23 protein-coding genes and 1 pseudogene are annotated in these 21,188 nt (G+C 54.0%); 10 read left to right on the forward strand and 14 right to left on the reverse strand.

Features of this window, described 5'->3' with window-relative positions; all coding sequences use genetic code 11:
- The 3 genes from AC3ITY_RS14795 to AC3ITY_RS14805 all read right to left on the reverse strand — a co-directional run bounded on the left by AC3ITY_RS14795 (position 1) and on the right by AC3ITY_RS14805 (position 3,016).
- Positions 1-861 (reverse strand): branched-chain amino acid ABC transporter permease, encoded by an 861-nt coding sequence (locus tag AC3ITY_RS14795; protein WP_128871041.1) that lies wholly within the window; start codon positions 859-861, stop codon positions 1-3.
- Positions 862-944: 83 nt separating this feature from the next.
- A complete protein-coding gene (locus AC3ITY_RS14800; protein ID WP_489310234.1) occupies positions 945-2,147 on the reverse strand; it encodes an ABC transporter substrate-binding protein in 1,203 nt (400 codons plus the stop codon).
- Positions 2,148-2,245: 98 nt separating this feature from the next.
- Entirely contained in the window at positions 2,246-3,016 is a 771-nt protein-coding gene (locus tag AC3ITY_RS14805) for a FadR/GntR family transcriptional regulator (RefSeq protein WP_489310236.1), read from the reverse strand.
- A gap of 249 nt (positions 3,017-3,265) precedes the next feature.
- Between AC3ITY_RS14805 and AC3ITY_RS14810 the strand changes: the two genes are divergently transcribed.
- The gene (locus tag AC3ITY_RS14810) at positions 3,266-3,532 is read left to right on the forward strand and encodes a hypothetical protein (protein WP_489310238.1); all 267 of its coding nucleotides are present in this window, start codon (positions 3,266-3,268) and stop codon (positions 3,530-3,532) included.
- A complete protein-coding gene (locus tag AC3ITY_RS14815; protein WP_489310240.1) occupies positions 3,522-3,647 on the forward strand; it encodes a hypothetical protein in 126 nt (41 codons plus the stop codon). Before AC3ITY_RS14810 ends, AC3ITY_RS14815 begins: the two co-directional genes overlap by 11 nt.
- A gap of 187 nt (positions 3,648-3,834) precedes the next feature.
- On the opposite strand, the gene AC3ITY_RS14820 is transcribed toward AC3ITY_RS14815, so the two are convergent.
- The 5 genes from AC3ITY_RS14820 to AC3ITY_RS14840 all read right to left on the reverse strand — a co-directional run bounded on the left by AC3ITY_RS14820 (position 3,835) and on the right by AC3ITY_RS14840 (position 8,058).
- Positions 3,835-5,001, reverse strand: a complete 1,167-nt coding sequence (locus tag AC3ITY_RS14820) for a tyrosine-type recombinase/integrase (RefSeq protein WP_489310242.1) — start codon at positions 4,999-5,001, stop codon at positions 3,835-3,837.
- Positions 5,002-5,198: 197 nt separating this feature from the next.
- On the reverse strand, positions 5,199-6,230 hold the full coding sequence (locus AC3ITY_RS14825; RefSeq protein WP_489310244.1) for a tyrosine-type recombinase/integrase: 1,032 nt from the start codon (positions 6,228-6,230) through the stop codon (positions 5,199-5,201).
- A gap of 1 nt (position 6,231) precedes the next feature.
- Positions 6,232-6,438 carry a DUF4224 domain-containing protein gene (locus tag AC3ITY_RS14830; RefSeq protein WP_489310246.1) on the reverse strand — a complete coding sequence of 69 codons (207 nt, stop codon included), beginning with the start codon at positions 6,436-6,438 and terminating at the stop codon, positions 6,232-6,234.
- Between the two features lie 763 nt (positions 6,439-7,201).
- Positions 7,202-7,558 (reverse strand): hypothetical protein, encoded by a 357-nt coding sequence (locus AC3ITY_RS14835; protein ID WP_489310248.1) that lies wholly within the window; start codon positions 7,556-7,558, stop codon positions 7,202-7,204.
- 95 nt (positions 7,559-7,653) lie between these two features.
- Complete coding sequence (locus tag AC3ITY_RS14840) at positions 7,654-8,058, reverse strand: DUF7768 domain-containing protein (protein WP_489310250.1); 405 nt, start codon at positions 8,056-8,058, stop codon at positions 7,654-7,656.
- Between the two features lie 101 nt (positions 8,059-8,159).
- Between AC3ITY_RS14840 and AC3ITY_RS14845 the strand changes: the two genes are divergently transcribed.
- Together AC3ITY_RS14845 and AC3ITY_RS14850 are read left to right on the forward strand one after the other, a co-directional pair.
- Positions 8,160-8,543: a hypothetical protein gene (locus tag AC3ITY_RS14845; RefSeq protein WP_489310252.1), complete on the forward strand. Its 384-nt coding sequence runs from the start codon at positions 8,160-8,162 to the stop codon at positions 8,541-8,543.
- On the forward strand, positions 8,518-8,862 hold the full coding sequence (locus tag AC3ITY_RS14850) for a hypothetical protein (protein ID WP_489310254.1): 345 nt from the start codon (positions 8,518-8,520) through the stop codon (positions 8,860-8,862). Before AC3ITY_RS14845 ends, AC3ITY_RS14850 begins: the two co-directional genes overlap by 26 nt.
- 189 nt (positions 8,863-9,051) lie before the next feature.
- Here the strand turns inward: AC3ITY_RS14850 and AC3ITY_RS14855 are convergent, their stop codons facing one another.
- On the reverse strand, positions 9,052-9,561 hold the full coding sequence (locus AC3ITY_RS14855; RefSeq protein WP_489310256.1) for a hypothetical protein: 510 nt from the start codon (positions 9,559-9,561) through the stop codon (positions 9,052-9,054).
- 496 nt (positions 9,562-10,057) lie between these two features.
- Between AC3ITY_RS14855 and AC3ITY_RS14860 the strand changes: the two genes are divergently transcribed.
- Complete coding sequence (locus AC3ITY_RS14860) at positions 10,058-10,375, forward strand: hypothetical protein (protein WP_489310258.1); 318 nt, start codon at positions 10,058-10,060, stop codon at positions 10,373-10,375.
- Between the two features lie 176 nt (positions 10,376-10,551).
- Here the strand turns inward: AC3ITY_RS14860 and AC3ITY_RS14865 are convergent, their stop codons facing one another.
- Complete coding sequence (locus tag AC3ITY_RS14865) at positions 10,552-10,908, reverse strand: hypothetical protein (RefSeq protein ID WP_489310260.1); 357 nt, start codon at positions 10,906-10,908, stop codon at positions 10,552-10,554.
- Positions 10,909-10,989: 81 nt separating this feature from the next.
- The gene (locus tag AC3ITY_RS14870; RefSeq protein WP_489310262.1) at positions 10,990-11,451 is read right to left on the reverse strand and encodes a hypothetical protein; all 462 of its coding nucleotides are present in this window, start codon (positions 11,449-11,451) and stop codon (positions 10,990-10,992) included.
- Positions 11,452-11,533: 82 nt separating this feature from the next.
- Between AC3ITY_RS14870 and AC3ITY_RS14875 the strand changes: the two genes are divergently transcribed.
- Positions 11,534-11,728, forward strand: coding sequence for a DUF7940 domain-containing protein (locus tag AC3ITY_RS14875; RefSeq protein ID WP_429560163.1), 195 nt, complete (start codon positions 11,534-11,536; stop codon positions 11,726-11,728).
- 1,478 nt (positions 11,729-13,206) lie between these two features.
- Here the strand turns inward: AC3ITY_RS14875 and AC3ITY_RS14880 are convergent.
- From AC3ITY_RS14880 to AC3ITY_RS14890, 3 genes and pseudogenes are all read right to left on the reverse strand, one after another.
- Positions 13,207-13,521 carry a hypothetical protein gene (locus AC3ITY_RS14880; RefSeq protein ID WP_223543907.1) on the reverse strand — a complete coding sequence of 105 codons (315 nt, stop codon included), beginning with the start codon at positions 13,519-13,521 and terminating at the stop codon, positions 13,207-13,209.
- A gap of 1,159 nt (positions 13,522-14,680) precedes the next feature.
- Positions 14,681-14,839: a hypothetical protein gene (locus tag AC3ITY_RS14885; protein ID WP_489310265.1), complete on the reverse strand. Its 159-nt coding sequence runs from the start codon at positions 14,837-14,839 to the stop codon at positions 14,681-14,683.
- Between the two features lie 25 nt (positions 14,840-14,864).
- Positions 14,865-15,056: pseudogene (locus AC3ITY_RS14890) on the reverse strand (cytochrome d ubiquinol oxidase subunit II); the annotation flags it as partial.
- A gap of 522 nt (positions 15,057-15,578) precedes the next feature.
- Here AC3ITY_RS14890 and AC3ITY_RS14895 point away from each other — a divergent pair.
- From AC3ITY_RS14895 to mdeB, 4 genes are all read left to right on the forward strand, one after another.
- Positions 15,579-16,184, forward strand: coding sequence for a transglycosylase SLT domain-containing protein (locus tag AC3ITY_RS14895; protein ID WP_489310267.1), 606 nt, complete (start codon positions 15,579-15,581; stop codon positions 16,182-16,184).
- 269 nt (positions 16,185-16,453) lie between these two features.
- On the forward strand, positions 16,454-17,344 hold the full coding sequence (locus tag AC3ITY_RS14900; RefSeq protein ID WP_489310269.1) for an HpcH/HpaI aldolase family protein: 891 nt from the start codon (positions 16,454-16,456) through the stop codon (positions 17,342-17,344).
- Positions 17,345-17,413: 69 nt separating this feature from the next.
- Positions 17,414-18,334 carry a branched-chain amino acid transaminase gene (locus tag AC3ITY_RS14905; protein ID WP_489310271.1) on the forward strand — a complete coding sequence of 307 codons (921 nt, stop codon included), beginning with the start codon at positions 17,414-17,416 and terminating at the stop codon, positions 18,332-18,334.
- A gap of 93 nt (positions 18,335-18,427) precedes the next feature.
- Entirely contained in the window at positions 18,428-21,136 is a 2,709-nt protein-coding gene (gene mdeB, locus AC3ITY_RS14910) for an alpha-ketoglutarate dehydrogenase (protein WP_489310273.1), read from the forward strand.
- Positions 21,137-21,188 lie beyond the last annotated feature (52 nt).

Consider the following 21,188-nt stretch of genomic DNA (forward strand, 5'->3'; position numbering starts at 1 on the left):
TCATGCTCTCCCGAACAGGCCGTAGGGACGGACCAGAATGACTGCCGCCATGGCGCCGTAAATCATTAGGCTGGCGCCTTGGGGCCAGATGGTGGTCATCAGGCTTTGCACCACGCCGACCAGCAAACCGCCAACCAGCGCACCGCTGAACGAGCCCATGCCGCCGATCACCACCACCACGAACGCGACCCCGAGAATCTCCGGGCCGACAAAGGGTTGGGCGCCGCGCAAGGGCGCAAACAGCACCCCGGCGACACCTGCCAGGGCAACGCCGAGGGCGAAGGTCATGGAGAACAAGCGGAAGATGTTGGTGCCCAGGAGTGACACGGTTTCAGTGCTTTCACTGCCGGCCCGCACCAACGCGCCGAAACGCGTGCATTCCAGCAGCAGCCACAATGTCAGCCCGATCAGTCCGGAAAAGACGATCAGGAACAAGCGGTAGTAGGGGTACACGAAGTCACCGATGATCAACACGCCGCGCAGCAGTTCCGGCACCGCCACGCTCTTGCCCACCGGGCCCCAGATCAGCACGCTGGCTTCCTGGATAATCAGCGCGATGCCAAGGGTCACCAGAATCTGGAAGGTGTGGGGTAGGTGGTAGATCCTCTGGATCAATAATCGCTCGATGGCCCAGGCGAGGGCGGCCACCACCAACGGTGCCAGGAGCAGTGCCAGCCAAAAGCTTCCGCTCAGGCTGACGACGGTGTAGCAGATGTAGGCGCCGAGCACGAAAAACGCGCCGTGGGCGAAGTTGACGAAGTTCAGCAGGCCGAAAATGATCGTCAGGCCGACCGCGATCAGGAAGTAGATCATCCCTAGGCCAAGGCCATTGAGGATCTGGAACAGGTAAAGATTGAGCATGCAGGAACCCTCTGCAGGGAGCCGGCTGACAAAGGCGTCACCCGGCCCGCTGCCTGTGGCAAGCGGTAGAAAGGTTTCTCAGGTCAGGCGAGAACGCAGCCGGTCGCGTCTGCCGACGGGAACGAGCGGCCTGAGCTGACGACTTGCGCCAGGTCATCCTTGTCGCGCATGTCGGCAGTGGCCTTGCCCACCAGCAAGTAGTAATCCTTGATCACCTGATGATCGACCGCGCGGATCGATTCCTGGCCGGTCGGCCCTTCGTAACTCAAGCCCTGCATGGCCTTCGACACGGTCGGGCCGTCGAAGCTGCCGGTGGCAATGATGCTATCGAGCATGATTTTGGTGCCGATGTAATCGGCCGCCAGTGGGTAGGTGGGATTGATCCCGTATTTGGCCTGGGTGATTTTCACCAGCTCGCGGTTGAGCGGGGTATCGACCTGGTGCCAATACTGCGCACCGAGGTAGACGCCTTCGAGCACGTCGCTGCCCAGTTCCTGGAACTGGTCGAGCCCGGCGGACCACACCAGCAGCACTTTCATGCGCTCCTTGATGCCGAAGTTGACCGCTTGGCGCAGGGCGTTGGAGGACTGGCTGCCGAAGTTGAGCAGCACCAGCACGTCAGGCTGGGCGGCGATGGCGTTGGTCAGGTAGCCGGAGAATTCCTGCTCCTGCAACGAGTGATAGCTGTTGCCGATGTGTTCGATGCCATGTTCGGCGCACACCTGTTTCGCCCCGGCGAGCAGCGCTTCGCCGAACACGTATTGTGGAGTGATGGTGTACCAGCGCTTGGCGTTGGGCAGCAGCTTGATCAGCGGCACCATGGTTTCGCGAATGGCACCGTAAGTCGGCACCGACCAGCGAAAGGTCGAGGCGTTGCAGTCCTTGCCGGTGACCTCATCGGCACCCACCGGCGTCATGAACACACCGCCAACCTTGCCCACTTCCTTGGCCACCGCCAGTGCCGAAGACGACAGGGTACATCCCTGGAAAAAACGCGCGCCATCCTGGGCAATCGCCTCCTGGACTTTGCGCACTGCCTTGCCGGCGTTGCCTTCGGTGTCGATTACCTTGTAGTTCAGGGGCCGGCCGAGCAAGGTCGGATACTGCTCCACCGCCAGGCGTGAGCCCATGTCGGCGAACTTGCCGTAACTGGCGAACGCGCCGGACATCGATTTGAGCCCATAAAAAGTAAAGGGCTCGGCGGCAAACGCATGACGCACACCCAGCGGAAGGCTGAGGGCTCCGGCTACGGTCAGACTGGCTTTCAACAACGTACGACGCTGCATGGGGTAACTCCCTGGTTTAATTATTGGCAGGAGTGGCAATGACAAAACGGCGCATCACGGCCTGTGGGCAGGCCTTTTATTGGAGGTCGGAGCGGACTTCAGTGGGTGTGATCGAACTCCAGTAAAAAGTGGCGGGTGACTTCCCCTTCGAGGGCACTCATGTGGTGCTCGGCATCGCACATGTGTTCATGCATCAATTGCCGCACGCTGATTTCGTCCTCGGCTTGCAAGGCGTTCAGCAGGCGTTTGTGGTAGTCGAGGTTGGCGGCGTCGAACTGCTTGCGTTTGGGTTTGTAGGCTTTTTTCAGCACTACCAGATCGCGCAGCAGGTCGTTGAGAAATTGCGCCATGAACGCCAGCAGCGGATTGGGGCAGGCACGGGCCAGCAGGTTGTGGAACTCCAGTTCCGCCAGGCGCTGTTCGCGCTGGCCGGCTTCGCTGTCTTCCGGTGCGCTGCAAAAATCCACGTTGTCTTGCAGGGCTTTGAAGTCAGCCGCGCTGAGGCGGCCGATCACCGACACCGCCAGTTCGACCTCGATGACTTTGCGCAGTTGGTACACCTGCTCGCCGTCCAGGTGCTGGAAGTGCAGGTAGTTGCGCAAGGCACGGCTGGCCGGTTCGGTGCCGGCTTCATTCAGGTACGCGCCGCCGCTGGGGCCGGTGCGAGTGTTGACCAGCCCTTCGACCTCAAGGGCCTTGAGCGCTTCACGCGCCGAGCCCTTGGAGCACTGGAAGCTTTCCATCAACTCACGCTCGGTGGGCAAACGGTCGCCCGGACGCAGCGCGTCGGTGACGATGGAGCGCTTGACCGACTCGACAATCACATCGGAAAGCTTCTGGCGTTTGCGGCGGATCGGGCGATTGAGCATCTTTTCTATTTATCCTATTAATGCGGATAAATAGTACTTAATAGAATCCACCCGATAGGTCAACAGACCATTCCCTGAATAGGTCGGTTTCAGTAGTGAAGAGTCGTAAATAGGTAAGGACACAGTCGGTCACCAATCTTTGACGACTCAACTACTGTCGTAAAGTTCGTTGGATAGCAGCTACGTAATGGTGGCTCCGATAGCCGCCTCATCTATAAAGCCGAACGTATTCAGATTCCGGAAGCGAAGATGGAGGCGTTGCTCAACTTCATGCACGATGAGCTGCAAACCTTCATGCTGCGCGAACTGATTGTTTGCGCCCATATTCTCTTTCACACCCAAAAAACGACGCTTTCGAAGAAACAGAACTCCGTTCTGGACAAGGAGGATCCTCTGCGGATCATCAATAACTGTTCCTTGGATTTGTACATACTCAGGATCATCGAGTCGCTGTCAAATCCTCAGCACTTGAAGGGTGTAGATAGATTTCTGCCTGGATCGATTGATGACCTTTGATGAGGATCTCGCGGATGTCATTTGTCTGACTGAACTGCGCGCAGTAGCGGTTCATCTCGGTTTACATGGAGCGTATCCTTTCTTTAATAATGAGTTGACCGGCTGGCTGGGTTGATCGGGCATAAGCGGATGGCGTCTTGTGCTGAAAGCTTGCAGGAGGATGCCTTTAATAAACGTGCGGATCACAGAAGTCTGGATAATGTGCAGAGAACTCTAGCGGAAGATCGGCGTCGCTTACTGCAGTTGGCAAAACGGTAAGTGATGGTTTGATTGACGCGGGCTTAGGCAACGATGAATCTGGCCTATAAAGACGGTAGTGATCCAGTCGCGGTATACGCAGGAAAAGACATCATCGATTCGGCCGGAGAATGCTCGTAGGTCGAGGACAGCACGGCACTCAGTCGGTCGCCCAACAAGTTCCAGGCGTTTTTCTTCTCGTCGGCATAGTCGTGATGCAAGTAGTGGCGCCTCACTCGGGAGCCGGCCAGTACATGGTTTTGGCAGCGATCGATGACGTCCAAGCTAACGCCTAAGGCTTGCATCATGGTCGCGCCCGTGCGGCGCAGATCATGCGGCGTCCAGTCACCGTTCTGGCCGTCGGCAAGGACCAAGGTATCGTCGTTACGCCGTCTGGAAAGGGCCTTGCGGTTTTTGAACCGGGCCTGGCGATCACCCACTTGTTTGCTCACCACTTTCACATCCACATGGCCATCATCCTGTTTGTTCGGAAAGCACCACAGGGAGTCTCCTGTAAGGGTCTTGAGTTCCTGAAAAAAATGCAGCGCAAAGGGCGAGAGGAAGACATGGTGGTCCTGTTTCTTGCCCCGGGTGCCTTTGACGTTTTCACTGGGGAGGAACCAGGTCTGCCGGTCCAGATCGACATTTTTCCATTCGGCCTGTAGCAACTCGCCAATCCGGCACAACGTGCCCAGACTGATCCAGAGTGCGAGTTGGGTTTCTTTCTTTAGCGGCCGTATGCCGTCGTATTTTTGCCCGGCGGGCAGGGCGTTGTAATCGGCGGTCATTTGCTGGAAGCGGTTGTGCAGTTCCAACAGCTCAGCCGGGGAAAGGATGCGGCTTCGTTCGGCCTCGTAGTCGGCAGGGATGAGAGGTGATATGTCGACCAGTTCCGTCGGATCACCCTCGAGCAGTAAGGCCCGCCAGGGCTGACGCTTTCTGGCCCAACTGAACATCTGGATGAGATCGGCGAAGAAGCTGATGGCTTGCCGGTGAGCGCCGCGGTTGACCACGGTGCGAATCAGCGCCCGAATATCGTGTTCGGACACATTGTTCACCGCTGTCTTGCCGAGGGCCGGAAAAAGGTCCTTGTTAAAACGGCGTTGTAGTTCGGCGTTACCGTCTTTGCGTGCAACACCATCCAACAGCCACGCCTTGGCCAGATCCTGGACGGTCAGTGTTTGCCCCTTCGTCGTTTTTACTTGTCGGTGGAAACCGGTAGCAACGCTCAATACTGAGTCTGCTCGCAGACTGAGGGTACACATAGAGGTAGAAAAAATTTCGAACTAAAAATTTCCCTTTATTTTCAATAACAAAGAGAAAGGTTCGATTCCGGCTTCGGCACCATTTAAAATCAAGGGTTTGCGGGCGAAAGCTAATGCAAACCCTTGTTCGTTACTGGTCCGCAATTATTGATCTGGTCCGCAATTCACTTCGTTGGAGAGACCTTTTTCCCCTTTCGATTGCGGATGTACTGCTCGGTCATTACGACGGTCGTATGCCCAAGTTGATCTCTGGCCTGCAAAATATCGCCGCTTGACTCCGCCTTTTCCGTGCCGGCTTTGGCGCGCAAATCGCGCATCTGGAACTCGGATTTTGCAACCCCGGCTGCTTCTCTGGCCAAGTCAAACCTTCCCCGCAACATCGCCACCGACATTGGTGTGGCATCCTCGGTAACGATCAGCCGCGTTGAGCGGACCTTGTGTTCTGACTTTCGGGACATGATTCGATCAATCAAAACCTTCAGCTCTCCAGTGATTTCGATTCGGCGCTTGGCGTTTGTCTTGCCTTGCAGCACCCATATCTGACCCTCTCGGACGTCGCGCTCATCCATCAATCGAGTGTCGGTCACCCGTTGGCCAGTCAAATAGGCAAGGTCCATGGCATCCCGTAGGCCGGCGTCCGCTTTCTCGTACACGCGCTTGAACAGTGCGTCCTCGATGTAGATGTCCCGCCTCGTCTCCTTGTTTCCCTTGATTTCTGCGCAAGGGTTGGCGAGCGCCGTATAGCCGATATCCCGGGCGAAGTTCCAGATTGCACTGAGCAGGGCCTTCTCCCTGTTGGCGCGCACCGGCGCGGCCTTGCGCCACGTCAGGTATTGGCGGACGTGCAGGGGCTGGATTGTTTCTAGCGGGGCCGGGGGGTCGTCGAAGAATGACATCAGGTTTTTCAACTCCCTGACGTTGTCCTTTTGCGTTGCTGGTTTCTTTGATGGCACCACGTCGACCAAATACTTCTCGGCCACGTAACGGAAGGTGATCACCTTGGTCACCAGGTCGGTGGCGGTGCGATCGCGCTCAAGTTTCGCGTACTCCATGATCGCCAGACCGTAATCGCTGCCGAGCGGGATCTCTTTGCGGTCCTTGCCGCCGGTGTCGTAATAATAGAAAACCCGGCCGCTGGCTTTCTTGCGCTCTCTCAGCCGGGCAATTGATCCGGGGTTGCTTGGTCGTCGTCCCATGTCAACTAGCCTTGCGTGGTGTCCATGCGGGTTTCTCTGGCTCAAACATACCGACCGCGGTCACGGCCATCGCCCTGACGCTTGGCCAGCCATTCACCTTGATGGTGTGCCTGATGCCGTTTTTCTTGAGGTTGAGGATCTGGCCTGCCTTGGTCCGCGCGCCGGTGAGCTCGCAGACCTCCGTGTGGGAAAGAAACTGAATGTTCATAAGCGTCTCCATGCCGCGGGTGGCGGCAGAAGGTGGGTGAGTGGAGGTGGCAGTTCGTTTGCTGAAGGCGCCAAGTCGGCGGCTGTTGCACTGATGCTAATCAGCGTCTTGCGGGTCCGGGTGAAACCGGGTGAATCGGTTTTCTGTGGGCATGGGATGTCCTTCGCCGATGATCGGCTACAGTTGATAGGTCACTGATATGGAGATCGAATATGAAGTGCTTAATCTGTCAGGCTGCTGCCGGGATTGTTCAAGCGCCTGGAGACTGGTCAGAGGTCAAATGCTCAGCTGGTTGTGGACACTTCAGGGTTTCAGCGAACCTTGTTGCGAAGATGAAGTTCAAGAAGGAATCCTTCGACATCGAACGCACAAGGCGATGGCTTGATATGTCCCGGAATGAGGAGCCTTTGCCATTGATATCGACCTACGATTACAACGTTTCCTTACTGCATCGGGATGCAGAAGAGAGATCTACAAGCCTGCGGAATCGTTCTAGAAAGTCGGTAACTTCAGATTAGATAGAAGTTCTTGCTTCGATCTGGCGAAGTGCATGCTGCACGGCGGTGATTGCCGGCTTCATCACCGTCGTGCGCTTATCCTATGGCGGCGCGACAGGTTTGGTTTTCTGTGGGCATGGGGCGTCCTATGTCGGGGCTTGCCATTCTTATCGCGGACGACAGGGGCTGGCTGGATCAAAACGATTTCTTCAGGCATGACCTCGTCCTTGCCGCTATAGCGGCTGACGTTGAAGGGGAAAATGGTGTTACTTGTGGGGAGAGGTAGAGAATTTGGAGTAAGTGTTGATATCAGTTGTGGCAAGAAGGCTGCGGCCATCTTTGAATTTTGCGTAAAAAGTTATTTCCTTTTCTTTATCACATAGCCACCAGCCCGCAACTAGTCCAACCGGACCTAAAAGCAATGCTCCAGCCAGACTCCATCGAATAACGCTCCCTTTCTTATTAACTATTTCCTCGGTTGCTGTTTCTAAAGTTTCTAGTTTTGAAATGGGTATCTTTATTTCAAGAGAAGGCTTTACTGCGGATTTTAAAATGAACAGTCCAGATTGAAATTCAGCATCACCTGCCAGAAAGTCACCGGATATCACCGTTATCTTCGACATGGTGTTTCTCTTCTGATCAGGTTTAGCCAGCTGATTACTGGGCTCCAAAGGTCCCTGTCAGTCAATCGACTTACGACAAAAGGTGAGACCGACAGTCACCCCATCGATACCAGATCATGGGCATTCACAACCGTCATGCCGTTGAATTCAGCGGCTGGCGGCAAGTCGGCGAGGCATGCATAGATCGGGATGCCAAGCTCGCGCGCTCGATGAATCTCGCCCAAAGTGCCGGCGCTGTAACGCCATCCGTTAATCAGCACCACAGCATCGCATCGCTCCATCAGTGCCAGGGTGCCATCGAGGAAGAACTGATCCTGATTCGGCAGGTCATCGTCAAAATGCGCGGTGTTGGTGTGAGGGCAAATCGGGAACCAGTCTAGGCGGGCGGTGCTGACCGCCACCGATCGAGCTACCGCGATGTTCTCGGTGATCAGTTCGCGAGTAGAAGCGCGGTACGGCCCGGCCACGTAGATGACCGGGATTTTGTTTTCTGTGGGCATGGGGCGTCCCATGCCGGGTCATGGCCGGGCGGTGGCGTGATTTGGGTTTGTGGGCTATTGATTGATGATCTGGCGTATGACCGGTAAGGGGAGTAGGAGTTTTGAGCGGATTACCTGGCACCAGTTGTGACTGGCCTGGCTTTATTCTTGGTGTGATTGCTGTGTGGGAATGGATTGAGCGAGTGTTCGCAGCGCTGTGGAGCGAATTGGGCTGGCCTCACGCAGTTCTGATTATGTTCTGTATTGGGGTTTACTACTTCAAAGGAGAGATTAAAAGCGTTATCCCTCGAATCAAGAAAATCGGTGCGGATGGATTTGAGGTTGAATCACAAGCGCCTCCGGTTCAACCGTCAACCAAAGATGGTGACTTCAAAGATATACCGATTGGTGATTTTCCTCATACATTTGGACTTGCTTTAGAACTCGTTAAAAATGAAGTCGACGGAAAGAATGACGCCGATGCGGTGCAATACCTTCATTGCTAATGATGCGGGCTGGCGAGTGCTTTGCTATTTTGAAGGTATTTATTCATACATTTATGGTGGTCAAATTAAGCTGCTCCAACTGCTAAATACTCGCGGTGTCATTGGGATGTCCTTAGCTGAGGTGGAGCGTGAGTGGGAGGTGCACAAAGAGAAATTCAAACCAGCTATGGATGAATGGCAGATGCAGCCATATTTAGATTTTCTTGTTGCTAAGGAGCTTATTGTTATAGTGGATGGCAAGATTCGAATTACTTTTACAGGTAATGAGTTTTTAACTTGGATGGCTAAGTATGGACGGTCAGATGACAGGCTGTGGTAAGCGGCGCACATTGGGGCCGATTTGGGCAGGGCCCGCGATCAGGTAGGGATTCATAATTGCTCTAGACAGCCGATTACCTCGCCGGCTGGCGTGATTCGTTGAAGTGAGGTAATGGTGTTCGGCCCGGCATGGAGCCGGATCACGGAGCTTGAGATGACCTATCACGTAGACGCTCAAAAAAACGCGCCGCTATTTGAAAGCCTTACGCCTGCTGACCTTTGCTTTGAGTGCGGAAAAGCGATAGAGAACGCAGTCGTTAGATACGATGGCTATGCGTACGCACGGACAATAAAGACTATTTCTATGCATCCTTCCTGTGCTGCTACGGTAGGCCAACGGCTTATCACTGACGGATTCCCGAATCGTCGAAAAGATTGATTCGACAGTCGCCGACTTCCGCTTTGCATCGTTCTGCGGCAGCTTGATCTTCGCCCTGATGATCACGTCGCGGCACCGCCCCAGCTTACGGATGCGCTCCGCATACTCGGCGGCGTACTGGGGGGCATCAAACATGCTGCTGAGTTGGGCAACCCGCTTTCCGTCCATGATCTTGATCACGCGCTCTTCGACAGCCTGGAGCCACTGGCTCATGGAAATATCGATCCGCTTACCTTTCTCGATCTTGAAGTCCCGAACCTTGCGCTTCGCTTCTTCGCGGGCGAAGTGCTCATTCATTCCGAATACTGCAAATGTGCTCATGGCTATCTCCAGGCAGACGCCAGCCTCGCCGGCTGGCGTCATTCGTTGATGTGGGGTATTTGTGTTCGGCCCGGCACGGGGCCGGAACAAGTAGGCCTATCAGTGAAAATCAATTCAAGCTGGAGCGGTAACGAGGGGGCCTCTGCTGGGGCTTTGGACACTCTTCGTGCTGCAGCGCCCCGAGAACTACCCTACGAGTACTACCAGTTGCTGGAATACAGCATGCGAAAACTGCTCCTGGTCTATTTGTTTTTGGAGGCGATGGCGGTAGTCAGATGTTTGCTTTCAATCTGCGGGTGGCGGCTCCCTGGCCGATAGTTGCCTTCGATGGTGTAGACCCAGAGGGGAGCATGCAGGCGGTGGCAAACAGCTTTGCTGAATTTGCAGCGTTAATCGGGTAGGCGCCGCCCTCCGTGACCGGATGCGGTTGCGAGATGTGAGTTTGTGGGCTATTGGTTGATAACCCGGAATGAGCCAGGAAGACTGGGAGCTACTAATGAAAACGCTGATAGTTGATCACTCTTGGACCAAAATCATCGAGCGAGATGAGTTCGCCAAGGTCGCGCTGGCGGCAAAGATTGAGCAGATCGAAGAAATTGAAGCTGCCATTCGAGCGGTTGAAGGTGAAGAGGCAGCCCGCAATGCTCTAAATAATGGCTTGATAAAGCATGCATTAACGCGCTGCCTAGAGAACTTGCAGGGATCTGCATCCGTAACAGAGCAGGACTACTGGGTCTGTTACGAGTTTGCGACAACCGCTGCGAAGAATGCAGAGCAAATCATTGATGAAGAGCTTTCGCACGTAGGGTCGTAGGCGCCGCCGTCCGTGACCGGATGCGACAGGTTGTGATTACGGGGCTTATCGATTAGATTCGATTCATCGAAGCGAGCAGGTTGAGTGTTCTAACGCCAACAACGTGGAGTTGGTATCGACTTCGGAGGCACCTCGCCAGACACCCCTGAACCCCGGCATGTCCGGGGTTTTGCTTTTCAGCTGGGCTCGATGATCTCGTCTTCAGGCTCGCCCGGGTCTTTCACAAGGTGCTGGAGACCGGCGGCCCACAACTGTCGCAACACCTTTTCGCTTGGCTCATAAGGTGTCGTGACATTCCGCAGCATCCAGACCTGAGTCTCAATGTCGGCAGCGATCAGGTTTCGCAGCAGCCGCTGGTGAACGTCCTGCTGGTTGTTGATGCCGTGCTGATCCATCACTCGCTTGAGGTCCGGCTTAAACACCCCGGCCACCTCAATCGTGAACTTCTTGATGCCCAGCGCGGCGTTCTTGGCTGCTTCCTTCTTGCGCTGCTTGATGGCTTCCGCCGTCGGCTCCTGCTGTTCCTCGGCCATGGCCTGCCTCTTCAATTCCGTGGGCCGGTAGATCCAGCCATGTCTGTCGTCGGCGCTGCCGCACTTGGTTGCTGATGCGTTTCATGCTGCCCTCTGCTGATTCCAGACACCCACGGCGTCGAACACCCTTGCGGCCTGCTCTTCAGTCAGCGATATCTCGGCGGGGATGGCGATCCAGCCCGAAGCGACCCGATGATTCGGATTGCTCTCCGCGACCAGGTCTTTGTAGGTTTCCTCGATCACGTCTTCGAGGTGCGCGGCCAGATAGTTGCCTTGTGGCGCTACCTCTATTGATTTGGTGTAGCGGTGCCCGTGTTGATCGCGGCACTGGACGCTGAGAAAGATCGTCCAGCGGTGAGCAAAGTCGCAGACCGCGTCCGCGAGGCGTTGGCCTGGTCGGATACTCTTGCAGCTCTTCCAGTTGATCATGCCCTGGTGGCCACTGGGATCGATTTTCACCACCACGACATGGTTGGTACTCAGCAGTGCTCGGCACGATCGCTCTATCCGCGCCCGCATGTTGTTGGGCTTTCTCTTGCTCATAGCGAGTCCGCCAGTTTGCGTTTTACCAGGTCGCGCAGAAGGCGCTTACCTGAACCTTTCCCAGCACCCGAGGCAACAAAATATGCAACTGATTAGTAATTGGAAAGATGCTTTGAAGATGTCCAGCGTTCAGGCTGGCGGTGCGATTGCAGCGCTGGGTATTGCTGAGCAGATGCTGCCTCAGCTGCAGGCGGTACTGCCTCCTGCAGCCTACGGCGTTCTAGGCATTCTGGTGATGCTGGCTCGGGTGATCCTGCAGCCCAAGCTGAGTAACTAGGGACGGACTGGCGTGAGCTCAAAGAATTGGCGCTATCACTGGCGACGGTGATTAAGGACTGATCGCCTTGATCGCGTGCCATTGCTTCGTGAAAGAGGTCTCAGCCATGAACCAGAGGCTTAAAACTCATTCAGGATTTATTGTTTGGGTAAGGCAGTAACCACGATTTCTTACTGAGCGGAGGAGGCTGTCGCCTTTAGTGAGCTTCTTGAATTTCGCTTGCAGCCTACTGAGACACATGGGCAGTTTAACTTTATAAGGATTTCCTCGTTGCTAATAACGCGCTTCTCGCTGCTTGTTAATAAGTCAAGCAAAACGCACTCCATGCGAGTTAACTTGATAGACGTTAGGTTGTTAGAAAGTAGGCGTTGGGGTTTGTTGAATGCCCAAGTTTGTAACTTTGGCCTATTGATACGATCAGATACAGACGAAGAGCCGTACTGGTCGATCCAGGCAGTAACCTCATCGATAGTATGTCCGTGAGCAATAAAGCTTTCAGCGGAAGGATTGAACGGGGTGGGGCTAAGATCATTTGGCATCGCGGTTCCTCCATGAACAAGAAAAGCGTAACCCAAGAGGTGCGTCCACTGTAAGCAGTAGGCGAAAAAATCCCGCATGGGCGGGCTTAGAAGGGGTCGAACAAAAAGGATGGGGGCTGATCCGTCAGCAGAGGTCAGTTTAGATGGGCGTTGGCAGTGTGTTCCGACAGAAACTACCGCAGCGCCTGGGTCGCTCTCAATGTAGTTGTTTGCGCTATTCTTGGTAAATGGCTGTTTTTGGCCGATTGCTGCCTGTCACGAAGGGCTGAAATCCAAAAGCTGTCGTTGGCCAAGGCAGAAATCGGCCGATTCTGTTGAAAAAGTCGACTTCGATTTCTACGGCAGAAAAGCACGTGCCTGAGATTGAAATCCGTATTTTACGCAGAAGCATGTACAGGGTACGCAAGTTCTCTTCACCCATATCGTCGTGAGCATGATTTGGCTCATTCAGGGTCAGTCGTTGTCTCGTACCGGTCTGCTAGTAGGAGCCATCGTTGAACTGTGCCTCGGATCCATAGCTCTCGTGTACGCGGTACTGCCCGTCCGACGCGCTTACGATGCACGGTGGTACAGACTCTTCCTCGCAGCAATCACGGCACTGTTGGTCTTGATCGCAGTGGCACTCGGGTTTGGCGAGCTAGCTGAATTGATAGCTAGTCGCTTCCCACCAAAGTAATGTTGCAGCATGAGGCCTAACCCTTCGTTCAAGCGGACCGGAATCAACCGAACTGAATCCTGCATCCATTGATACGGGTGCGGCGGTCACTGGTCAAGGGGTAACCCATGAGTAACCCCAACCCGAAACGCCAAGGGCCTGCGATCATGCAGGCCCAGTCAGGTTGGGTACACCACGATGGGTAACCGCTGTGGTAACCCAACAGCGGCATTCTGCTTGGAGCCAATATCTACGCGGCCTGTAGGCATTCAGTGCGCGACCTATCAAGCGGCACTCGCCTCATTGGTAGGATTCAAATAGCAGGCCATCTCCCGTTCGACAACGTCGATCTCATTTAGCCCCCAATTTGTCAGGGGCGCGGAAGGTTTGCCGGTCGACGCAAAACTCGCCGCCAGCAGACGGGTCATCAGCGTCTTTGCCAAGTCCAGTTGCTTCTGAAGCTCCTGAGCCGCGCGATCAGCCTTGTCCAGGCGCTGTTGCAGGGCATCGCGCCCGGCAGTGATCTGTCCGATACTGGCCATCGTTTCATGTGGGTCGACCATCACTGCCGCTTTTTCTTCCAAAGATTTGTCACTCATCAATGTGCTCGTTCGCTCAGGTTCAAGTTCAGGCGCGCGCAGGCCTTGCCTCACTGATATCGGCACGAGTGTTTATTCCTACAGTTTTCTATCGCACTGCTGCGCAAGGCGCCGACCAACGGCAGCGTAACCCATCAGCGAACCCAGCCTAGTTGCGAACAAGCATCTCAGCTGGCACTGGGTTAAGTGCTCGTATCTATAGACGTCCGTTCCTGGCCGATTCTGTTGAAAAAGTCGGCCACGGTTTGCCCATCAGAACAGTACGCGTCCGAGATTGAAATCTTTACTTTCGGCAGAGGTTTGCAGACGCAGATTTCACGCAGTAGCGTGCAAAAAAAGGCGTTTTCACCGATCAATGATCAGGCAGTTTTGGATCACCGACTTTTTCAACAGAATCGGCCGATTGCTACCCTTGCGTGCTCACTCCGGTGCGCCAGTAGAAGAGTCAGCAAATGCTGGGCTTTATGGCCATTTCAAGCATGGGGTGCTAGGGGCCGAGAACCACACAGCGAAACGCTATGGTATGCGTGATCGGCATATCTGTGGTGTAGTTCGCTTCGGAGCGAGAACATACTTTGGCTCTGAAATGGGTGGTTTTTCCGGTCCGCAATCTCTGAAAGGTATGCGGAAACATTGGCCTGGATGGCAGCCAAAAAGGCGTGATTGCGACCCGAAAAAACTATTGAAAGGTGCGGCCTGATTGATTTTCTCTTGGGGCTTGAAATCCCCCGCTCGTAAGGGGGTGCCGGTTCGATTCCGGCTTCGGCACTATCTAAAATCAAGGGTTTGCGGGCGAAAGCTAATGCAAACCCTTGTTGATTTCTGGGTCGCAATTTTGATCGTGGCCGCATCAAACCGTCCTCGCGAAATCGCCACCGACATCAGTGTGCCGACCTCCGTAACGATCAGCCGAATGAGCGGACCTTGTGTTCCGACTTTCCGGACATGATTCGATCAATCAAAATCTTCAGTTCTCTCGTGATCTCAATCCGCCACTTGGTGTTTGTTTTCCCCTGTAGCACCAAAATTTGCCCATCTCGAATGTCTCGCTCGTCCATAAGTCGTGTGTCAGTCACCCACTGACCGGTCAAGCAGGCAAGATCCATCGCATCCCGAAGGCCGGTACCAAGAGGATGATTTGCTTTTTTTACCGGACTTGTCAGAGCGTTCCAAAGGTCAACTCCATCGCCAGTGCAGCAGACAACGCCAGCATCATCAGCAACGCGATAAACATTAGGCCCAACTGAGCGACCTGCTTATAAAGGGGCATCGGTCTTTTCGTGATTCGAGCAATTGATTTATCAGAGGAAGCCATCATCAATTCTCACTTTTCCGCGGAACACCTAATAGCTCCAGAAGGCGTACATCAGGATCACCTGCAGGATGAACAGCGCGCCGATCAGGGCGAACAGCCGATTGGAGGCCGGTGACGCCGCCGACCACAGGCTGACGGATGGCGGGATGATGTTCGGCCAGATGCTCAGTGCCAGGCCGATGTAAGCGAGGAACATCAGCACCAGGGTGAACAAAAACGGCCGGCGCGGCCTTGGGGTCGGTAAGGAGCATCGCACAGGGCGGGCTTGACCTGAGCAGCAAGGCGATGGAGCTGCATGGTGGTGTCGCACGTTTCATTTCTCACCCCTCGCGTCATGCCGAATCTGGCGAGCCCCGCCGTCATCCATGATGTCCGGGACGACAGCTGTTGCGGGTACCAGGGGGTGGTGCAACTAATGAGCCATTTCAATAGGGCGAAGAAAAAGCTCAAATTAATTAACAGGCTGATTTGGAGTGTTACAAGCGAGGGAAAGGGTGAAGGGGGGGTGCATTCCTCAAATTAGGTGATAAACGCCCGATTGGGTGGGTGTAATGCCCCATTTATGGAGATAGTAGCGACCCTGTTTCACCGACCGCTTTTGGTAGGGGCTGCTTGCCCTGAGGCGACGTGGATTTAACGGTTCGAGAAAGGCCGCTTCTGACGATTTTACCTGCACCTGCCTGACTCTGGCTCCTTGCAGTAAACGGAGGGCACCTTATGCCCTGATTTTTGAGGATGATGTATGAAACAAGGACAAGTTTTGTTGTTGGCTTTGTTGTTTATGTTTTTGACAGGTTGCACGACTATGCCACCAAAAGATCAAAGCAATCTCTGCAGTATTTACCGTGAGTATCCCGACTGGTATGAGGACTCACTGCAAATGCAGAGTGAATATGGAACGCCTCTGCATGTGGCCATGGCGATCATGAAGCAGGAAAGCAGCTACGTGGCGGACGCATTGCCACCTCGTGACTACCTGCTCTGGGTGATCCCTTGGGGGCGAGTCAGCTCGGCTTACGGTTATGCGCAGGCTCAAGATCCGGTGTGGGGTGAGTACAAGGACGATACTGATAACGGTGGTTCGCGTGACAGCTTCGATGACGCGATCATGTTTATCGGTTGGTACGCCACCGGCACCCAACGTCAGCTCGGAATCTCCCAATGGGACACCTACTATCAGTACCTGGCTTACCACGAGGGGCGTGGGGGCTTTAGGCGCAATTCCTATCGCAGTAAACCGTGGCTGATGCAGGTTGCCCAGAAAGTGCAAAAGCAGTCAGAAATTTACAGCGCGCAATTCAAGCAATGCCGCCAGGAACTGGAAGATGATCGGAGTGGGTGGTTCTAGCGTGGCAGATGGGTGATTAACCCGACGTAAAATTTGGCGACTCGACCGGGTGCGTCGATCTGACCTTCACAGCCAAGATCTCTCGATTCAACGATTTCTGTAGTTACAAATAACCCAGATGTACTCAATGGTTTTGGCATGTCGGTGAACTGAAAACGTCTATGTGAGTTTGGGCGTGAGTTCGGCTTCGGCGGCATTCCACTGAAACTCACCGACAGCAGCATGACGATTTCGCGGATGCCAAAAAAGTGGAATGAATGTTCTGTCGCATGTCGTTTCTGTTTATGAAAATGCGCAAAAAATACCCCTGGTATTTGCCTAACATGAGCCATCGATTACCGCCGCATCACGATGCCAGGAGATCTGCCATGGGCTTTGTAAATCCAATCAAGCACAGTTTAAAAAACGCTAAACCAACCCTCGGTTGTTGGCTGACGCTCGCGAGCCCTGTGGTCGCTGAACTGATTGCTCATTGTGGTTTTGATTGGTTGGTCATCGATGCCGAGCACGGCCCTAGTGATACCCAGGATATTGCTGCTCAACTTAGAGCCATTGATGCGGCGGGTTTTAATGGGGCAAGAGCCGTAGGTGCAGTACGAGTAACCGCCAATGATCCTTCTTTGGTCAAGCGCGCCATGGATTGTGGGGCACAGACTATTGTCTTCCCGAACATCAATGGTGCGGCTGACGCGCAAGCCGCAGTGGCATCGATGTTATTCCCACTACCAGATCAAAGTGGTGTCAGGGGCGTCGCTGGAATGGTCAGAGCGGGGGCGTATGGGCTGGACAATAACTATGTCAAATCCGCAAACAACCAGGCTTGTGCGATTGTCCTGATCGAGTCAGTGGAAGGGCTAGAGAACGTCGACTCTATAGCTGAAGTCGAGGGCGTTGACTGCCTGTTCATTGGTACGGCTGATTTGTCTGCAAGCATGGGGCTACTGGGGCAGACCCGGCACGATGATGTCAAGGTTGCGGTAGAGAGAGTCTTGACAGCTGCCCGCAAGCATTCCAAAGCAGTGGGAATCTTTGCGACCTCGGTGGAGGAAGCGCGCCAGTACAGGGAAAAGGGCGTGACCTTTATCGCACTTCACTCTGATACAGGTTGGTTGGCCAAGGGGGCGACAGACGCCTTGGATGCTTTCAACTTAAAAAGATAATACCGAATTGAACATCGAGTGGTATCGATGAGTATTTATTGTTTTTATGGTTTGTATTGGAGGTTGTAAATGTCGATGTCAGATCGTGATGGGAAAATCTGGAAAGATGGCGAGTTAATTGAGTGGCGTGAGGCCAAAACTCACATCTTGACCCATACACTTCATTATGGCATGGGCGTGTTCGAGGGTGTGCGCGCATACGAAACTGCACGTGGCCCTGCAATCTTCCGATTGAAAGAGCATGTTCGTCGTCTTTTTAACTCGGCTAAAATTTTTCAGCTGGAAGTTCCGTTTGATGAAGAAACTATTCGTAACTCGTGCGAAGAAGTCATTCGAGCAAACAAGTACGACGCTTGCTATCTACGTCCTTTGGTTTGGGTCGGTTCAGACTTTCTGAGTATCGCAGCAACAAACAACACAATTCATGCCGCCATAGCTGCATGGCCCATGGGATCTTACTTAGGGGAGGAGGGCATGGAAAAAGGCATTCGAGTAAAAACATCGTCTTTCACCCGCCACCACGTCAACGTTTCCATGGTGCGTGCAAAAGCTTGTGGCTATTACATCAACTCGATCCTGGCTAACCGAGAGGTTACTTCGCTCGGATTTGACGAGGCGCTATTACTGGATACCGAGGGTTATGTGAGTGAGGGTGCTGGCGAGAATATTTTCATGGTTCGAGACGGGGTTATTTACACTCCCGATTTGGCGTCTTGCCTTGATGGCATAACCCGTGACTCGGTTATGCTAATTGCTCGGGATTTGGGCTTCGAAATTCGGGAGAAACGGATCACTCGCGACGAACTGTATTGCTGCGATGAGGCGTTCTTTACAGGTACCGCTGCTGAAGTAACACCTATTCGTGAGCTCGATGGTCGGACAATCGGCGCGGGCTCGCGAGGCCCTATCACTCAGCAGCTTCAAGAGGTCTACTTTTGCGCAGTACATGGAACTAATGAAAAGTACGCTCATTGGTTGACCTATGTTTGATGGTCGGGTGACCAGGATGTCGCGGCTATTGCTGGAGCCACAGTCAACCATTCCTAATGGTGGCTAGACTTCTTGATGTGAGGTGAGATAACCATGAATAGTTCCCGGCACGGTACTCCTGAAAATTTGGAGTTTTCCACCAGCGAAAGCGACACGCAGGAGTCTGCAGAGTGGCGTGATGCGCTACTTTCCTTGATTAAAAATAGCGGCCCTGAGAGGGCTCGCGAAATCATCGATGAGCTGGTCAGTCTGGTCCGTGATCCCGGCATTGGCTGGAAACCTACGCTGGTTACGCCCTACATCAACACCATCCACGTGACAAAGCAGCCTGCATTCCCAGGCGATTTGGCAATCGAGGAGCGCCTGTCATCGATAATTCGGTGGAATGCTCTAGCCATGGTCGTACGTGCTAACCAGGCATATGGGGACTTGGGTGGTCATATCGCCAGCTACGCGAGTGCGGCTGATTTGTTCGAGGTTGGTTTTAACCATTTCTTCAGAGCGAGGAGCGACTCTTTTGGTGGCGATTTGGTCTTCTATCAACCTCATTCGGCACCCGGAGTTTACGCGCGAGCCTTTCTTGAGGGGCGGCTGGGAGAAGAGAACCTTCAGCATTACCGACAGGAGATCACCGCTTCCAGCCACGGGGTACAGGGCTTGTCCAGCTATCCACACCCTTGGTTAATGCCGGACTTCTGGCAATTTCCGACAGGATCGATGGGCATCGGCCCGATTAGTTCGATCTTCCAGGCCCGATTCATGCGGTATCTTCACAACCGTGGCCTGTTAAACACATCTGAGCGAAAAGTGTGGGGCGTTTTCGGTGACGGTGAGATGGATGAGCCGGAAAGTATGTCAGCTCTTACTTTGGCTGCAAGGGAGGGGCTGGATAACCTGATCTGGGTAGTCAATTGCAATCTTCAGCGGTTGGATGGGCCGGTGCGAGGCAATGGGCGAATCATCGACGAGCTGGAAGCATTGTTTGTCGGGGCTGGCTGGAACGTCATAAAACTGGTTTGGGGGTCTGATTGGGACGGACTTTTCGCCCGTGACACTGACGGAAGCCTGGTGCGGGCCCTTTCGGAAACCGTTGATGGGCAGTTCCAGACTTTTGCGGCGAAAGACGGACGTTACAGCAGGGATCATTTCTTTGGTCAAAACGAAGCATTGGCAAAGCTTGCCCAAGGTTTCACAGACGAACAAATCGATCGGCTGAAACGTGGCGGCCACGATATGGTGAAGATCTATGCCGCCTACCACGCTGCTTCTGTTCATAAGGGCCAGCCTACTGTGGTTCTTGCCCAGACCAAAAAAGGTTATGGGATGGGCGAAGCCGGCCAAGGGAAAATGACGACTCATCAGCAAAAGAAGCTTGATCGCGAAACCCTTATTGGCTTTAGAAATCGATTCAATCTTCCTTTGACTGATGAGCAGGTTGAGACTCTCTCGTTCTACAAGCCTGCCGATGATAGTCGTGACATTCGCTATCTCCTTGAGCGTCGGCAAAGCCTTGGGGGCTTTACGCCAAGCCGGCAAACGAATGTTCCTGTGGTTGCGGTACCCGGGTTGGATGTGTATGCAAGCTTTGCCACCAAAGCGCAAGGCAAGGAAATGTCCACGACTATGGCTTTTGTCAGGATGCTCAGCAGCTTGCTGAAAGATCCTGTTTTGGGACGGCGTGTGGTTCCCATTGTGGCAGATGAAGCCCGGACGTTCGGGATGGCGAATCTGTTCAAGCAAATCGGTATCTATTCCAGCGTCGGTCAGCATTATGAGCCAGAGGACATTGGCTCGATTCTGAGCTATCGGGAGGCGCTGGATGGTCAAATACTCGAAGAGGGTATCAGCGAAGCGAGTGCCATCAGCTCCTGGGTGGCAGCGGCAACCAGCTATGCCACCCATGGTCTGCCCATGCTGCCGTTCTACATCTATTACTCAATGTTCGGTTTTCAGCGAGTCGGCGATCTCATTTGGGCGGCAGCTGATCAGAGGGCTAGAGGCTTTCTGCTCGGAGCCACGGCAGGCCGTACAACCTTGGGCGGGGAAGGTCTGCAGCATCAAGATGGCAGTAGTCATTTGATGGCTGCTCTGGTGCCAAATTGCAGAGCTTATGACCCCGCATTCGCTGGTGAATTCGCCGTAATTCTGGACCATGGCATGCGTCAGATGCTGGAGGAGCAGGTTGATGAGTTCTACTACGTCACCCTTATGAACGAGAACTACGCTCAGCCTAGCCTGCCGACTGATGTTGAGAAAGACATCATCAAAGGCATGTACCTCTTCTCAGAACAAAAGTGTGGAACGGAATCGAACAAAGTTCGGCTGCTAGGATCAGGAACCATCTTGCGCGAAGTGATGGCTGCAGCAGAACTCCTGAGCGCAGATTGGCAGGTCGATTCCGAGGTGTGGAGTGTCACGAGTTTTACAGAGCTCGCCAGGGACGCCAGGGGAGTAGAGCGCTGGAACCGGCATCATCCTGAAGGCGATCAGAAGACTAGCCATGTGAGTGAGTGTTTGCCGAAGGGGACTCCAATCATTGCTGCGACCGATTACGTGCGCGCGCTTGCGCAACTTATTGGTTCCTATGTTGAGGATCACTATGTCGTTCTGGGTACCGATGGTTTTGGTCGCAGCGATACCCGCACAGCTTTACGCAAATTTTTTGAAGTCGACCGTCATCAGATAGTCCTTAGCGCCCTGTGGGGCTTGGTGCACGAAGGGCAACTTAGTGCTGAAATCTGTTCTCGTGCAATTGAAAAATACGACATTGGATTTGACGAAACAGCCCCTTGGGAATGTTGATGTGAATTTGTGAGGGGGCATCGAAATTGCTTTCGCCCATTATTCCCAATAA

It is taken from the genome of Pseudomonas sp. GL_091, from assembly GCF_057837725.1.

Coding starts and splice junctions, on each gene's coding strand:
- AC3ITY_RS14795 (WP_128871041.1), bottom strand. CDS start 861: ATGCTCAATCTTTACCTGTTCCAGATCCTCAATGGCCTTGGCCTAGGG.
- AC3ITY_RS14825 (WP_489310244.1), bottom strand. CDS start 6,230: ATGGGACGACGACCAAGCAACCCCGGATCAATTGCCCGGCTGAGAGAG.
- AC3ITY_RS14875 (WP_429560163.1), top strand. CDS start 11,534: ATGCAACTGATTAGTAATTGGAAAGATGCTTTGAAGATGTCCAGCGTT.
- mdeB (WP_489310273.1), top strand. CDS start 18,428: ATGAATAGTTCCCGGCACGGTACTCCTGAAAATTTGGAGTTTTCCACC.
- AC3ITY_RS14840 (WP_489310250.1), bottom strand. CDS start 8,058: ATGCCCACAGAAAACAAAATCCCGGTCATCTACGTGGCCGGGCCGTAC.
- AC3ITY_RS14830 (WP_489310246.1), bottom strand. CDS start 6,438: ATGAACATTCAGTTTCTTTCCCACACGGAGGTCTGCGAGCTCACCGGC.
- AC3ITY_RS14885 (WP_489310265.1), bottom strand. CDS start 14,839: ATGATGGCTTCCTCTGATAAATCAATTGCTCGAATCACGAAAAGACCG.
- AC3ITY_RS14805 (WP_489310236.1), bottom strand. CDS start 3,016: ATGCTCAATCGCCCGATCCGCCGCAAACGCCAGAAGCTTTCCGATGTG.
- AC3ITY_RS14895 (WP_489310267.1), top strand. CDS start 15,579: ATGAAACAAGGACAAGTTTTGTTGTTGGCTTTGTTGTTTATGTTTTTG.
- AC3ITY_RS14900 (WP_489310269.1), top strand. CDS start 16,454: ATGTCGTTTCTGTTTATGAAAATGCGCAAAAAATACCCCTGGTATTTG.
- AC3ITY_RS14905 (WP_489310271.1), top strand. CDS start 17,414: ATGTCGATGTCAGATCGTGATGGGAAAATCTGGAAAGATGGCGAGTTA.
- AC3ITY_RS14865 (WP_489310260.1), bottom strand. CDS start 10,908: ATGGCCGAGGAACAGCAGGAGCCGACGGCGGAAGCCATCAAGCAGCGC.
- AC3ITY_RS14810 (WP_489310238.1), top strand. CDS start 3,266: ATGGAGGCGTTGCTCAACTTCATGCACGATGAGCTGCAAACCTTCATG.
- AC3ITY_RS14815 (WP_489310240.1), top strand. CDS start 3,522: ATGACCTTTGATGAGGATCTCGCGGATGTCATTTGTCTGACTGAACTG.
- AC3ITY_RS14870 (WP_489310262.1), bottom strand. CDS start 11,451: ATGAGCAAGAGAAAGCCCAACAACATGCGGGCGCGGATAGAGCGATCG.
- AC3ITY_RS14860 (WP_489310258.1), top strand. CDS start 10,058: ATGAAAACGCTGATAGTTGATCACTCTTGGACCAAAATCATCGAGCGA.
- AC3ITY_RS14855 (WP_489310256.1), bottom strand. CDS start 9,561: ATGAGCACATTTGCAGTATTCGGAATGAATGAGCACTTCGCCCGCGAA.
- AC3ITY_RS14800 (WP_489310234.1), bottom strand. CDS start 2,147: ATGCAGCGTCGTACGTTGTTGAAAGCCAGTCTGACCGTAGCCGGAGCC.
- AC3ITY_RS14835 (WP_489310248.1), bottom strand. CDS start 7,558: ATGTCGAAGATAACGGTGATATCCGGTGACTTTCTGGCAGGTGATGCT.
- AC3ITY_RS14850 (WP_489310254.1), top strand. CDS start 8,518: ATGCGGTGCAATACCTTCATTGCTAATGATGCGGGCTGGCGAGTGCTT.
- AC3ITY_RS14880 (WP_223543907.1), bottom strand. CDS start 13,521: ATGAGTGACAAATCTTTGGAAGAAAAAGCGGCAGTGATGGTCGACCCA.